A 12,696-nucleotide genomic window follows, 5' to 3' on the forward strand; every position below is an offset into this window, starting at 1 on the left:
CGGAATCACGACGTACAATCGAGCCAGATTTCGTAATCCGTATCCTGAACCACGTGTGAGGAGTCCCATGACCGACACAACGCTGACCGCGACCAAGGCCCACGGCGTCGGCCTGACCGACACCGCAGCGGGCAAGGTCAAGAGCCTGCTCGAGCAGGAGGGCCGCGACGACCTGCGTCTGCGCGTCGCCGTCCAGCCCGGCGGATGCTCGGGGCTGATCTACCAGCTCTACTTCGACGAGCGCATGCTCGACGGGGACGCGACCGTCGATTTCGACGGCGTGGAGGTCATCGTCGACAAGATGAGCGTGCCCTACCTGGACGGCGCCACGATCGACTTCGAGGACACCATCCAGAAGCAGGGATTCACGATCGACAACCCCAACGCGACGGGCTCCTGCGCCTGTGGAGACTCGTTCCACTGAGCCGTCCATAACACAAAAAACAGCTCTGGGCCGCCCCTTGTGGGCGGCCCTTTGTGTTCGAATCCGGGTGTCCGGCGGAGTAGGGTAGAGAACGCCACATACAGTTGCATGTGAACTGTCCCCGAGTCTCTCGAAAGGTCACCGGTGCGTCACAATCGCCGTTTCCGATGGGTTGCAATCCCGATCGCAGCGACACTTGCCATCGTCCTCGCGGGCTGCACGCAGGCCCAGCTCCACGGATTCCTGCCGGGCTTCGTCGAGGGCCAGCAGCCCGTCACCAACCACACCGACCGCATCAGCGGCCTCTGGGTGACCAGCTGGATCGTTCTGCTCATCGTCGGAATCGTCGTCTGGGGCCTCATCCTCTGGGCGGTCGTCGTGTACCGCCGCCGCAGGGGACAGACCGGCCTGCCGGTGCAGCTGCGCTACAACATGCCGATCGAGATCTTCTACACGATCGTGCCGCTCATCCTGGTCCTCGGCTTCTTCGCCTTCACGGCGCGCGACCAGAACGCCATCGAGCAGCCGTACGCGAACCCCGACCTCAAGATCCAGGTCTACGCCAAGCAGTGGGCGTGGGACTTCAACTACGTCACCGACAACGTGTACGACCCGGGCATCCAGGCACAGCCGACCGACTCGAACGCCACGCCGGGCTCGGTCCAGGAGAGCCAGATCCCCACGCTCTACCTCCCCGAGAACAAGAAGATCACGATCCAGCTCGACTCGCGCGACGTGATCCACTCCTTCTGGGTGCCGGCGTTCCTCTACAAGAAGGACGTGATCCCGGGCAAGACCAACTACATGTACTTCTCGACCACCGGCCGCACCGGCACCTTCGTCGGCAAGTGCGCTGAGCTGTGCGGCGAGTACCACTCGGCGATGCTCTTCAACGTGAAGATCGTGTCGCAGAGCGAGTACGACGCCCACATCCAGTCGCTGCGCGACAAGGGCTTCAAGGGCCAGCTCGGGTCTCAGTACGATCGCAACAACAACCTGCCCGGCACGGGCGCCCCGACGGGCAACGAGTGATTCCGGCAACGAGTAGGACAGACGCATGACGACGACAGCACCGGCGCCCGGAGCGACCACCGCGCCCGCTCCGAAGCCCACCCTCCTCACCGCCAACGGCGTTGAGCGCAAGGGCAACATCCTCGTGAACTACATCACGTCGACGGACCACAAGACGATCGGGTACATGTACCTGATCTCGTCGTTCATCTACTTCCTGATCGGCGGCGTGATGGCCCTCATCATCCGCGCCCAGCTCTTCGAGCCGGGTCTCGCGGTGGTGCAGACCAAGGAGCAGTACAACCAGCTCTTCACGATGCACGGCACGATCATGCTGCTGATGTTCGCGACGCCGCTGTTCGCAGGCTTCGCCAACGTGCTCATGCCGCTGCAGATCGGCGCCCCTGACGTGGCGTTCCCGCGTCTGAACGCGCTGGCGTACTGGTTCTACTCGTTCGGCTCGCTGATCGCGGTCGCCGGCTTCCTCACCCCGCAGGGTGCGGCCTCCTTCGGCTGGTTCGCCTATGCGCCGTTGTCGAGCACGACGTTCTCTCCGGGAATCGGAGGCAATCTCTGGGTGCTCGGCCTCGGCCTCTCGGGCTTCGGCACCATCCTCGGCGCCGTCAACTTCATCACCACCATCATCACGATGCGCGCGCCGGGCATGACCATGTTCCGGATGCCGATCTTCACCTGGAACACCCTGGTGACGTCGATCCTCGTGCTGATGGCCTTCCCGGTCCTGGCCGCCGCGCTGTTCGCCCTCGCCGCGGACCGCGTGTTCGACGCGCACATCTACGACGCCGCGAACGGCGGGGCGCTGCTCTGGCAGCACCTGTTCTGGTTCTTCGGCCACCCCGAGGTGTACATCATCGCGCTGCCGTTCTTCGGCATCGTGTCGGAGATCTTCCCGGTGTTCAGCCGTAAGCCGATCTTCGGGTACAAGACCCTGATCTACGCGACGATCGCGATCGCGGCCCTGTCCGTCACCGTGTGGGCGCACCACATGTACGTGACCGGCTCGGTCCTGCTGCCCTGGTTCTCGCTGATGACCATGCTCATCGCGGTCCCGACCGGCGTGAAGATCTTCAACTGGATCGGCACGATGTGGCGCGGCTCGCTGACCTTCGAGTCGCCGATGCTGTGGTCGATCGGCTTCCTGATCACCTTCACCTTCGGTGGCCTCACCGGCGTCATCCTGGCGTCGCCGCCGCTGGACTTCCACGTGTCCGACACCTACTTCGTGGTGGCGCACTTCCACTACGTCGTCTTCGGCACGGTCGTGTTCGCGATGTTCGCCGGCTTCTACTTCTGGTGGCCGAAGTGGACGGGCAAGATGCTCAACGACCGGCTCGGCAAGTGGCACTTCTGGCTGCTGTTCATCGGCTTCCACACGACGTTCCTCATCCAGCACTGGCTGGGCGTCGTGGGCATGCCCCGCCGGTACGCCACCTACCTGCCGTCCGACGGCTTCACCTGGATGAACCAGGTCTCCTCGATCGGCGCCGGCATCCTGGCGGTCTCGATGATCCCGTTCTTCGTGAACGTGTACCTGACGGCGCGCAACGCCCCGAAGGTCACGGTCAACGACCCGTGGGGCTACGGCCGCTCGCTCGAGTGGGCGACCTCCTGCCCGCCGCCGCGCCACAACTTCACGTCCATCCCGCGCATCCGCTCCGAGTCGCCGGCGTTCGACCTCAACCACCCCGAAGCCGGTATCCCGATCGGCGTCGGCGGCGGCAAGGACGCCCCGGACGCTCCCGTGCTCGACGTCTCGAACAACAAGGTGAAGTAACCCATGAGAGCCAATTCCATCCTCTTCTGGATCCTGTCGGTCTTCTTCATCCTCTCGGCGATCGTCTACACGCTGTGGAGCCTGCTCGACCCGATGCACCTGAAGGTCGAGTGGGTCGGCACCGTGGCGCTGACGCTCAGCGCCATCCTGGCCGCGTTCATCGCGTTCTACGTGGGCCGCTCGCACTCCGCCCAGGGCGGCGAGCTGCCGGAGGACCGCCTCGACGCGAACATCGACGACGGCGACCCGGAGCTCGGCCACTTCTCCCCGTGGAGCTGGTGGCCCGTCGCCCTCGCGACCGGCGCCGCGCTGGTCATGCTGGGCCTCGCGGTCGGCTTCTGGATCTGCTTCATCGGCGTGGCCTTCAGCATCGTCTGCATCGTCGGCTGGGTCTACGAGTACTACCGCGGCTACTTCGCGCGCTGACCCGCGCTGAGCCGTCCGAGGGCCGCCTCCCACTGGGAGGCGGCCCTCGTCGCGTCCCCTACGCCAACAAGATGGCAGGACATGCCGCGCACGCGGCCGTCGTGACGGCGTGTTCTGCCAGGCTGATGCCCCTCTCGCCAACGAGGTGGCAGGACATGCCGCGGAGGCGGCTGGCGTGACGGCGTGTTCTGCCAGGCGGATGCACGCAGGGGGTGGCAGCACGCAGCTAGGCCGCCGTGAGGGCGGCGTGTTGGGGCCCCTGTCGTGCCGGCGGGCGGTGCGTCAGCGCGGGGTGAAGGTGAGCACGTCGACGGAGACGGTCGTGGAGGCCGCCTCGGCGGGCGCGGCCGCCGCGTGGCGCGCAGACGGCCCCATGCCCGCCAGGGCGCGCCGGAGGTCGTCGTCGAGCGCGAGGTCGTAGCCGACATGTTCGCACGCCAGCGGGGCGTACAGCGCGTCTGCGGCGGCGATGACGTCCTCCGCCTTGTCGGTGGGGATGTCGAGCATTCCACCCGCTGACCGCAGGGACGCGAGGTGGTCGGTGCGCGGCACCACGACGGCGAGCGTGCCGCCCGGCCGCAGCACGCGGTGGAACTCTGCGAGGTTGCGCGGCGCGAACACGTCCAGCACCGCGTCGACGCTGTGCGAGCGCACCGGGAGCGGTCGCCAGGTGTCCGCGACCAGGCCGTCGATGTCCGGGGAGGAGCGCACGGCGCGGGCCACGGCGGCAGGGGAGAGGTCCATCGCCAGGCCGACCGCGTCGGGCGAGGCCGCCAGGACGGCGCGCAGGTAGTAGCCGGTGCCGGCGCCGGCGTCCAGGACGCGCCCGGCAGGGGCGACGGCGGCCGTCAGCGCGGCGGCGATCGGCGCGTAGGCGCCTCGTTCCAGCACCGCGTCGCGGGCGTCCAGCATCTCGGCCGTGTCGCCGACGAACTTGGTCCCGCCGCCGAGCAGCGAGACGTAGCCGCGCTTGTTGACGTCGTGACGGTGCGCGGACGCGCAACCCAGGGTGAGGCGGTCCACGGGCTCCAGGTCGGCTGCGCAGACGGGACAGCGCAGCCACGACGCCAGGCGGGTCAGGTCGGTCACAGCGGCCTCCGGAAGGGGCGGGAGCGAGGGGACGCGGATACGCGAAAGCGCCGGTGCAGAGACTGCACCGGCGCTCTCACAGTGGATCAGTGGTGGCCGTGGCCCGACTCGAGCTCCGCGCGGGTCGGCGGCACCAGCCGGTCCTCGAAGAACCAGCGGGAGAGGCTGGCGCGCATGCGCGTGCCTGCCGTGATCTTGCCGCGCTTGTTCGGGCGGATCATCAGCGGCTCGTAGGCCTCGTAGCTGATCAGGCGCCAGCGCTCGTAGTCGCTGAGCTGCTCGTGCACCTCGATGAACTCGCCACCGGGGAGCTTCACGATGCGGCCGGTCTCGTAGCCGTGCAGCGCGATCGAGCGGTCCTTCTTCGCCAGCGCGATGCAGATGCGCTTGGTGAGGAAGTACGCCACAACCGGGCCGACGAAGAGCAGCGCCTGGAGGGTGTGGATGACGCCCTCCATCGTGAGCTTGAAGTGCGTCGCGATGATGTCCGACGAGGCCGCCGCCCAGAACACCGCGTAGAAGGTCACGCCGGCGGCGCCGATGGCCGTGCGGGTGGCCGCGTTGCGCGGACGGTCCAGGATGTGGTGCTCGCGCTTGTCGCCGGTGACCCACGCCTCTATGAAGGGGTAGATCATCACGGTCACGATGAAGAGACCGAGGATGGCGACCGGGACGATGATGTTGAACGACCAGGTGCGGTTCAGCCAGACGAACTCCCAGCCCGGCGGGACGAGACGCAGCGCGCCGTCCGCGAAGCCGATGTACCAGTCCGGCTGGGTGCCGGCGGACACAGGGGAGGGGTCGTACGGGCCGTAGTTCCAGATCGGGTTGATGGTGAAGAACGACGCCATGAGCGCGACGACACCGAACACGATGAAGAAGAAGCCGCCGGCCTTCGCCGCGTACACCGGCAGGACCGGGTAGCCGACGACGTTGCCCTGCGTGCGGCCGGGAGCGGCGTACTGCGTGTGCTTGTGGACGACCACGAACACCAGGTGCAGCGCGATGAAGGCGACCACCAGAGCGGGCAGGAGCAGGATGTGCAGCGTGTAGAGGCGTCCGACGATCGCGGTGCCGGGGAACTCGCCGCCGAAGAGCAGGAACGAGATCCAGGTGCCGACGACGGGGAGACCCTTGATCAGACCGTCGATGATCCGGAGGCCGTTGCCCGAGAGCAGGTCGTCCGGGAGCGAGTAGCCGGTGAAGCCCTCGGCCATCGCCAGGATGAACAGCGTGAAGCCGATCACCCAGTTCAGCTCGCGCGGCTTGCGGAACGCGCCCGTGAAGAAGATGCGGAGCATGTGCAGGCCGATCGCGGCCACGAACAGCAGCGCCGCCCAGTGGTGGATCTGGCGCACGAGCAGGCCGCCGCGGACCTCGAACGAGATGTTGAGGGTGGACTCCATCGCCGCGGACATGTGGATGCCCTTGAGCGGCACGTACGAGCCGTTGTAGACGACCTCCGCCATCGACGCCTGGAAGAAGAACGTCAGGAACGTTCCGGTCAGCAGGATGACGATGAAGCTGTAGAGGGCGACCTCACCGAGCAGGAAGGACCAGTGGTCCGGGAAGATCTTGCGCCCGAACTCCTTGACCGCGCCCGAGATGCTGGTGCGGTCCTCGATGTAGTTGGCGGCGGCGGCGGTGAAGCCGCCGCTCTTGGCCGTGGCGGGTGCCGCAGGGGCTGCGGCGGTCGAGGTGGTCAATGACGCTCCCAGAAACTCGGGCCGACGGGCTCGTGGAAGTCGCTGCGGGCGACCAGGTAACCGTCGGCGTCAACGGTGATCGGCAGCTGCGGCAGAGGCCGCTTCGCCGGTCCGAAGATGACCTGCGCCTCGTGCGTGATGTCGAACTGCGACTGGTGGCACGGGCACAGCAGGTGGTGGGTCTGCTGCTCGTAGAGCGCCACGGGGCACCCGACGTGCGTGCAGATCTTGGAGTAGGCGACGATGCCGTCGTAGTTCCAGTTCTCGCGGCCCTTGGACACGTGCAGGTCCTCGGGCTTGAGGCGCATGAGCAGGACGGCCGCCTTGGCCTTCTGCTCCAGCATGTCGGGGGCGTCGTTGAGGCCCTCGGGGATGACGTGGAAGGCGCTGCCGAGCGTGACGTCGGAGGCCTTGATCGGGGTGCCGGACGGGTCGCGGGTGAGGCGGATGCCCTTGGCCCACATGGTCTGCGACAGCAGCTCGGCCGGGTCCTGGCCCTGCGGCGCGAGACCGCGGAAGAGGACGATGCCGGGCAGGGGGAAGGCGATCAGCGCGCCGATGAGGCTGTTGCGGATCAGGACCCGGCGGTTGAAGCCGGACTCCTCGTCGGCCTGGCGGAAGATCTCCGCGGCCCGCTCGGTGGTCTGCTCGGAGCCGCGCACCGGGTGGCGAAGGTCGACGCCCTCCTTCTCGTGCATGAGGGCCTTGCCCCAGTGCACAGCGCCGATGCCGATCGCGAGGAGGGCCAGCGTGATGCCGATGCCGATGAACAGGTTGTTCAGGCGGACCGAACCCGGGTCGTTGTCGTTGATCGGGAACGCCATGTAGGCGGCGACCGCCCAGACCGAGCCCGCGATCGACAGGTAGAACAGCGTGTAGACGGTGCGCTCGGCGCGCCGTTCCTTGCGGGGGTCGAGGTCGGTCACCCGGGGCCGGTGCGGCGGGAAGCCGGGGTTCTCCACGGCGTCGCGGATGACCACCGCCGTTCCGGGGTCGCCGGTCCGGTGCACGTCGACGGCCGACGAACTGGCTGGCGTCAGCTCGTGACCGCCGTTCTCGTCCTGTGCCATTGTTCTCCTTCTTACGCTGTGCTTCTACAAGTACGACAGAACGGTCAGTTGGACTTCGCCGTGATCCACACGGTCAGGGCGACGATGGCGCCCAGACCGAAGATCCAGAGGAAGAGTCCCTCGGCCACCGGGCCGAGCGAGCCGAGCTCGATGCCGCCCGGGGACGGGTTGTTCTGGATGTACTTGAGGTACGTGATGATGTCGGCCTTGCCCTGGGGCGTGATGTTCAGGTCGTTGAAGACCGGCATGTTCTGCGGGCCCGTGATCATGGCCTCGTAGATGTGCTTGGCGCTGACACCGGTGAGCGGCGGGGCGTACTTGCCCTCGGTGAGGGCGCCACCGGCGCCGGCGACGTTGTGGCACATCGCGCAGTTGATCCGGAACAGCTGGGCGCCGTTGGCGGCGTTGCCCTTGCCATCGAGGTACTTCTGCTCGGGGATCGACGGCCCGGGAGCGAGCGAGGCGACGTAGTCGGCCAGGGCCGCGACCTCTTCGTTCGAGAACTGGACCGGCTTCTGCTCGGCCTGCGGGCCCTGCATCTGCATGGGCATGCGGCCGGTGCCGACCTGGAAGTCGACCGCGGCGGCGCCGACGCCGATCAGGGACGGCGCGTTGACCGTGCCCTGGGCGTCCATGCCGTGGCAGGTGGCGCAGTTGGCCTGGAAGAGCTTCTCGCCCTGCGAGACCGACGACGTCGAGGCCGTCTGGGCCTGCGGGGTCTCGGCGGAGGCCGTGGTGGTGGTGAACGCGGCGTAGGCTCCGCCGGTCAGGCCGAGGCCGATGGCGAGCAGGGCGACGGTGGCGAGCGGGTGGCGGCGACCGGTCTTGCGCGCGGCCTTCGCGTTACGCGAGGGCGCTGCTGCGCGGGACTTCTGGGTGCCGGGGACGCGGGGACGCATGAGGTGAGGTCAGCTCCTGTTGATCTATCGGATGATGTAGATGACCGCGAACAGTCCGATCCACACGACGTCGACGAAGTGCCAGTAGTACGACACGACGATGGCGCTCGTGGCCTCTTTGTGGCCGAAGGTCTTGACCGCGAAGGCGCGGCCGATGACGAGGAGGAAGGCGATGAGGCCGCCGGTGACGTGGAGGGCGTGGAAGCCGGTCGTCAGATAGAAGGCGGAGCCATAGGCGTTGGCGTCGAGCGAGATGCCCTCGGAGACGAGCGTGGCGTACTCGAGGACCTGGCCCGAGACGAAGACGGCGCCCATGATGTAGGAGAGGGCGAACCACTCGACCATGCCCCACTTCCAGAACTTCAGCACGCCGGCCGAGTGGCGCGGCTGGAGCCGCTCCGCTGCGAAGACGCCCATCTGGCAGGTCACCGAGCTCAGCACGAGGATGATCGTGTTGGTGAGCGCGTACGGGACGTTGAGGTGCGCCGTCTCGGCTGCCCACAGACCGGGCGACGTCGACTTGAGCGTGAAGTAGATCGCGAAGAGACCCGCGAAGAACATCACCTCGGAGCCGAGCCAGACGATCGTGCCGACGGCCACGACATTGGGCCGGTTGATCGCCGGCGCACTCGTTGCAGGGGAAATGGAGGTGCTCGTCACAGTTCCCATTATGGCTGAAAAGAAGCCGTGGTTTTCTCACCTGAATGGCAGGAATCTGCTCCGATTCGGTTACGGACCGGCGTTCACCTGGTACAAACGGGCGGCTCCCCGTGGCGTGTCGCCTCCCCATAGGATCGCTGTATGACGGAAATGCAGTCCTGGTCGTCCGTGCTCACCTCCCTCCTCGCCCGCGAGGACCTGAGTGTGGCGGACGCGGCGTGGGCGATGGACCAGGTCATGACGGGCGAGGCCACGGAGGCCCAGCTCGCCGCTTTCCTCATCGCTCTGCGGGCCAAGGGCGAGACCGTCGACGAGATCGTGGGCTTCCGCGACGCCATCCTCGACCACGCGGTCCCGCTGCCGGTGGACCCGATGGCGCTCGACATCGTCGGCACCGGCGGCGACCGGTTCGGCACCGTGAACGTCTCGACCACGGCCTCCATCGTCGCCGCGGCCACGGGCGTGCCCGTCATCAAGCACGGCAACAGGGCGGCCAGCTCGTCGTCCGGATCGTCCGATGTGCTGGCGGCGCTCGGCATCGACCTGACGCTGCCGCCGGAGCGTGTCGCCGAGGTGCTGAGGAGCACCGGGATCACCTTCGCGTTCGCGAGCGCCTTCCACCCGGGGTTCGCCAACGCCGGGCCGGTGCGGTCGCAGCTCGGCGTGCCGACCGTGTTCAACTTCCTCGGGCCGCTGTGCAACCCGGCGCGCCCCGAGGCGTCAGCGGTCGGCGTCGCGACGCTCGACCGCATCCCGCTGATCGTCGGCGTGTTCCAGACCCGCGGCGCGACCGCGTTGGTCTTCCGCGGCGACGACGGCCTCGACGAGCTGTCGACCACCGGTCACAGCCACGTCTGGGAGGTCTCCAGGGGCCTCGTCACCGAGCACGACATCGATCCGCGCGATCTGGGCATCCCGCGCGCCAGGATCGAGGACCTGCTCGGGAAGGACGCCGCGTACAACGCGGCTGTCGTGCGTGCCGTGCTCGCGGGCCAGGAGGGCCCCGTGCGCGACATCGTCCTGCTCAACGCGGCGGCCGGGCTCGTGTCCTACGAGCTCGCGTCCGACCCGTCGAGGGTCCAGGTGTCCATCCTGGATCGGTTCCGTTCGCACATGGCGGTCGCCGCCCAGGCGATCGACTCCGGGGCTGCGGCCGCGAAGCTCGAGGAATGGGTCGAGGCGACGCACTGACAGCAAGTGGAAGGAAGGGTTTTCGATGAAGAAGCTCATCAACGACGTACCCGACGTCGTGACCGAGTCCCTCGCGGGGTTCGGACGGGCTCACGCGGACATCGTCACGGTGTCGCAGGACCCCCGCTTCGTCTCCCGGGCCGACGGCCCGGTGCGCGGCAAGGTCGGCCTGGTCAGCGGTGGAGGCAGCGGCCACGAGCCGCTGCACGCCGGCTTCGTGGGCAAGGGCATGCTCGACGCCGCGGTTCCGGGTGAGGTCTTCACCTCGCCGACGCCGATCCCGATCGTGGAGGCCACCAAGGCCGCGGACGGCGGTGCGGGCGTGCTCCACATCGTCAAGAACTACACGGGGGACGTGCTGAACTTCGAGACGGCCGCCGATCTGGTGGGCGCCGAGGGTATCACGGTGCGGGCCGTCGTCACCAACGACGACGTCGCCGTCCAGGACTCCCTCTACACCGCGGGCCGCCGCGGCGTCGCCGGCACCGTGCTGGTGGAGAAGATCGCGGGAGCCGCGGCCGACCGGGGCGACGACCTCGACGCCGTCACCGCGGTGGCCGAGAAGGTCAACGCGAACGTGCGCTCGATCGGCCTCGCGCTGACCGACGGGACCGTCCCGCACGCGGGCGAGCCCGGCTTCGTGCTTCCCGAGGACGAGATCGAGTTCGGCGTCGGCATCCACGGCGAGCCGGGCCGCGAGCGCATCAAGCTCGAGCCCGCCGACCGGCTGGTCGACCGGATGATGGACGCGATCCTCTCGGACCTGCCGTTCTCGTCGGGCGACACCGTGCTGCTGTTCGTCAACGGCATGGGCGGCACCCCGCTCTCGGAGCTCTACATCCTGTTCCGGCGCGCGGCGGAGATTCTCGACGAGAAGGGGATCGTCCTCGGCCGGTCGCTGGTCGGGAACTACGTCACCTCGCTGGAGATGCAGGGCGCCTCGATCTCGGTGCTGAAGCTGGACGACGAGCTGACCACCCTGTGGGACGCGCCGGTGCACACCGCCGCACTCCGCTGGGGCGTGTGAGCCGGCGTACGCTCACACACCGGATGACACGACACGAGGAAGGATGCGCTGATGGCGCTGGACACGAACTGGGTCACCTCCTGGATCTCGGCCGCGGCGACGACCGTGGGCGAGCACAAGGGTGAGCTGAACACGCTCGACCGGGAGATCGGCGACGGCGATCACGGCGAGAACATGGACCGCGGGATGCGCGCGTCCGTGGACGCGCTCGCGAAGCTGCCCGCCGACGCGACGCCGTCCGCGGCGCTGCGCTCGATCGCGATGACCCTGATCTCCACGGTCGGCGGCGCGTCCGGCCCGCTGTACGGGACGGCCTTCCTCAAGGCGGCCGAACCGGTCGGCGCGGCGGACGCGATCGACGGGGAGACCCTGGTCGCGCTGCTCACGGCCGCGCGCGACGGGATCGTGTCCCGCGGCAAGGCGGAGTCCGGCGACAAGACGATGGTCGACGCCTGGACGCCCGCGGTGGAGGCGGCCTCTGCCGCGCTCGCCGCGGGGTCCGACCCGGCGGCGATCCTCGACGCGGCGGCCGCGGCGGCCGAGCAGGGGTCGGACGCCACGATCCCGCTGGTCGCCCGCAAGGGCCGCGCCAGCTACCTGGGCGAGCGGTCCGCCGGCCACAGGGACCCGGGCGCGCAGTCGACGGCCCTGATCCTGCGGGCCGCCGTCGAGGCGGCCGGATGACCGGCCGCGTCGGGCTCGTCTTCGTCTCGCACAGCTCGCAGCTCGCCGCCGGCGCCGTCGCCCTCGCCGGGCAGATGGCGCCGTCGGTGACGCTGCTGGCCGCGGGCGGCACCGACGACGACGGGATCGGCACCAGCTTCGGCAAGGTGATGACCGCGGTGGGGGAGGCCGACCAGGGCTCCGGCGTCGTGGTCGTCAGCGACCTGGGCTCGGCGCTGCTGACCGCGGAGACGGTGCTCGACATGCTGCCGGAGGATGAGCGCGCCCGCGTGCGCGTCGTCGACGGGCCCTTCGTGGAGGGCGGCGTCGCCGCGGCCGTGGCCGCGGAGACCGGCGCCGACCTCGCGGGGGTCGCGGCCGCGGTGGAGGGCGCGCGGTCGGCGTGGGCCGAGACCGAGCCGGCGCCCCCGGCGGCGGCCGACACCGCTCCCGCTCCGGCCGGCACGCGAGGCGCGGACGGCTACACGCGCGAGGTGCTCGTGCGCAACCCGCAGGGTCTCCACGCCCGGCCGGCCGCCGAGTTCGTCAAGCTCGCCAACACCTTCCCGGTGAAGCTGACCGTGAACGGCAAGGACGCCAAGAGCCTGCTCGGCGTGATGTCCCTCGGGCTCACCGCCGGCGCGACGGCCTCCATCGGGTCCCCGGACAGCGAGGGCGAGGCGGCGGTGGACGCTCTGGTCGACCTGGTCGAGAGCGGATTCGGGGAGGTCTGAC

13 protein-coding genes are annotated in these 12,696 nt (G+C 68.7%); 8 read left to right on the plus strand and 5 right to left on the minus strand.

All coding sequences use genetic code 11. The annotated features are described in order from the left end of the window. Positions 1 to 67 precede the first annotated feature (67 nt). From erpA to AC1ROW_RS00495, 4 genes are all read left to right on the plus strand, one after another. Positions 68 to 424 (plus strand): iron-sulfur cluster insertion protein ErpA, encoded by a 357-nt coding sequence (gene erpA, locus AC1ROW_RS00480; protein ID WP_493016930.1) that lies wholly within the window; start codon positions 68 to 70, stop codon positions 422 to 424. A 144-nt stretch (positions 425 to 568) separates the two neighbouring features. Beyond that, positions 569 to 1,456, plus strand: a complete 888-nt coding sequence (gene ctaC, locus AC1ROW_RS00485) for an aa3-type cytochrome oxidase subunit II (RefSeq protein ID WP_493016931.1) — start codon at positions 569 to 571, stop codon at positions 1,454 to 1,456. A 25-nt stretch (positions 1,457 to 1,481) separates the two neighbouring features. Next, positions 1,482 to 3,230 (plus strand): aa3-type cytochrome oxidase subunit I, encoded by a 1,749-nt coding sequence (gene ctaD / locus AC1ROW_RS00490; protein WP_493016932.1) that lies wholly within the window; start codon positions 1,482 to 1,484, stop codon positions 3,228 to 3,230. A 3-nt stretch (positions 3,231 to 3,233) separates the two neighbouring features. After that, entirely contained in the window at positions 3,234 to 3,656 is a 423-nt protein-coding gene (locus tag AC1ROW_RS00495; RefSeq protein WP_493016933.1) for a cytochrome c oxidase subunit 4, read from the plus strand. A gap of 282 nt (positions 3,657 to 3,938) precedes the next feature. On the opposite strand, the gene AC1ROW_RS00500 is transcribed toward AC1ROW_RS00495, so the two are convergent. The 5 genes from AC1ROW_RS00500 to ctaE all read right to left on the minus strand — a co-directional run bounded on the left by AC1ROW_RS00500 (position 3,939) and on the right by ctaE (position 9,089). Then, entirely contained in the window at positions 3,939 to 4,745 is an 807-nt protein-coding gene (locus AC1ROW_RS00500) for a methyltransferase domain-containing protein (protein WP_493016934.1), read from the minus strand. A gap of 86 nt (positions 4,746 to 4,831) precedes the next feature. Next, on the minus strand, positions 4,832 to 6,451 hold the full coding sequence (qcrB, locus tag AC1ROW_RS00505; RefSeq protein WP_493016935.1) for a cytochrome bc1 complex cytochrome b subunit: 1,620 nt from the start codon (positions 6,449 to 6,451) through the stop codon (positions 4,832 to 4,834). After that, complete coding sequence (qcrA, locus tag AC1ROW_RS00510) at positions 6,448 to 7,521, minus strand: cytochrome bc1 complex Rieske iron-sulfur subunit (protein WP_493016936.1); 1,074 nt, start codon at positions 7,519 to 7,521, stop codon at positions 6,448 to 6,450. Before qcrA ends, qcrB begins: the two co-directional genes overlap by 4 nt. A 44-nt stretch (positions 7,522 to 7,565) precedes the next feature. Next, positions 7,566 to 8,420, minus strand: coding sequence for a cytochrome bc1 complex diheme cytochrome c subunit (qcrC, locus tag AC1ROW_RS00515; protein WP_493016937.1), 855 nt, complete (start codon positions 8,418 to 8,420; stop codon positions 7,566 to 7,568). A gap of 24 nt (positions 8,421 to 8,444) precedes the next feature. Then, entirely contained in the window at positions 8,445 to 9,089 is a 645-nt protein-coding gene (gene ctaE, locus AC1ROW_RS00520) for an aa3-type cytochrome oxidase subunit III (protein ID WP_493016938.1), read from the minus strand. Between the two features lie 132 nt (positions 9,090 to 9,221). Here ctaE and trpD point away from each other — a divergent pair, with 132 nt between their 5' ends. From trpD to dhaM, 4 genes are read left to right on the plus strand one after another with little or no spacing between them, the layout of a single operon-like run. Next, entirely contained in the window at positions 9,222 to 10,271 is a 1,050-nt protein-coding gene (trpD, locus tag AC1ROW_RS00525; RefSeq protein ID WP_493016939.1) for an anthranilate phosphoribosyltransferase, read from the plus strand. Positions 10,272 to 10,296: 25 nt separating this feature from the next. Beyond that, positions 10,297 to 11,298 (plus strand): dihydroxyacetone kinase subunit DhaK, encoded by a 1,002-nt coding sequence (dhaK, locus tag AC1ROW_RS00530; protein WP_493016940.1) that lies wholly within the window; start codon positions 10,297 to 10,299, stop codon positions 11,296 to 11,298. A gap of 51 nt (positions 11,299 to 11,349) precedes the next feature. Beyond that, positions 11,350 to 11,982: a dihydroxyacetone kinase subunit DhaL gene (gene dhaL / locus AC1ROW_RS00535; protein WP_493016941.1), complete on the plus strand. Its 633-nt coding sequence runs from the start codon at positions 11,350 to 11,352 to the stop codon at positions 11,980 to 11,982. Continuing rightward, positions 11,979 to 12,695: a dihydroxyacetone kinase phosphoryl donor subunit DhaM gene (dhaM, locus tag AC1ROW_RS00540; RefSeq protein ID WP_493016942.1), complete on the plus strand. Its 717-nt coding sequence runs from the start codon at positions 11,979 to 11,981 to the stop codon at positions 12,693 to 12,695. The genes dhaL and dhaM overlap by 4 nt, the downstream gene beginning before the upstream one ends. Position 12,696 lies beyond the last annotated feature (1 nt).

The organism is Leifsonia sp. GW821-FHT13C09 (assembly GCF_058806435.1).

Coding starts and splice junctions, on each gene's coding strand:
- erpA (WP_493016930.1), top strand. CDS start 68: ATGACCGACACAACGCTGACCGCGACCAAGGCCCACGGCGTCGGCCTG.
- ctaD (WP_493016932.1), top strand. CDS start 1,482: ATGACGACGACAGCACCGGCGCCCGGAGCGACCACCGCGCCCGCTCCG.
- AC1ROW_RS00495 (WP_493016933.1), top strand. CDS start 3,234: ATGAGAGCCAATTCCATCCTCTTCTGGATCCTGTCGGTCTTCTTCATC.
- qcrA (WP_493016936.1), bottom strand. CDS start 7,521: ATGGCACAGGACGAGAACGGCGGTCACGAGCTGACGCCAGCCAGTTCG.
- qcrC (WP_493016937.1), bottom strand. CDS start 8,420: ATGCGTCCCCGCGTCCCCGGCACCCAGAAGTCCCGCGCAGCAGCGCCC.
- ctaE (WP_493016938.1), bottom strand. CDS start 9,089: ATGGGAACTGTGACGAGCACCTCCATTTCCCCTGCAACGAGTGCGCCG.
- trpD (WP_493016939.1), top strand. CDS start 9,222: ATGACGGAAATGCAGTCCTGGTCGTCCGTGCTCACCTCCCTCCTCGCC.
- dhaK (WP_493016940.1), top strand. CDS start 10,297: ATGAAGAAGCTCATCAACGACGTACCCGACGTCGTGACCGAGTCCCTC.
- dhaL (WP_493016941.1), top strand. CDS start 11,350: ATGGCGCTGGACACGAACTGGGTCACCTCCTGGATCTCGGCCGCGGCG.
- dhaM (WP_493016942.1), top strand. CDS start 11,979: ATGACCGGCCGCGTCGGGCTCGTCTTCGTCTCGCACAGCTCGCAGCTC.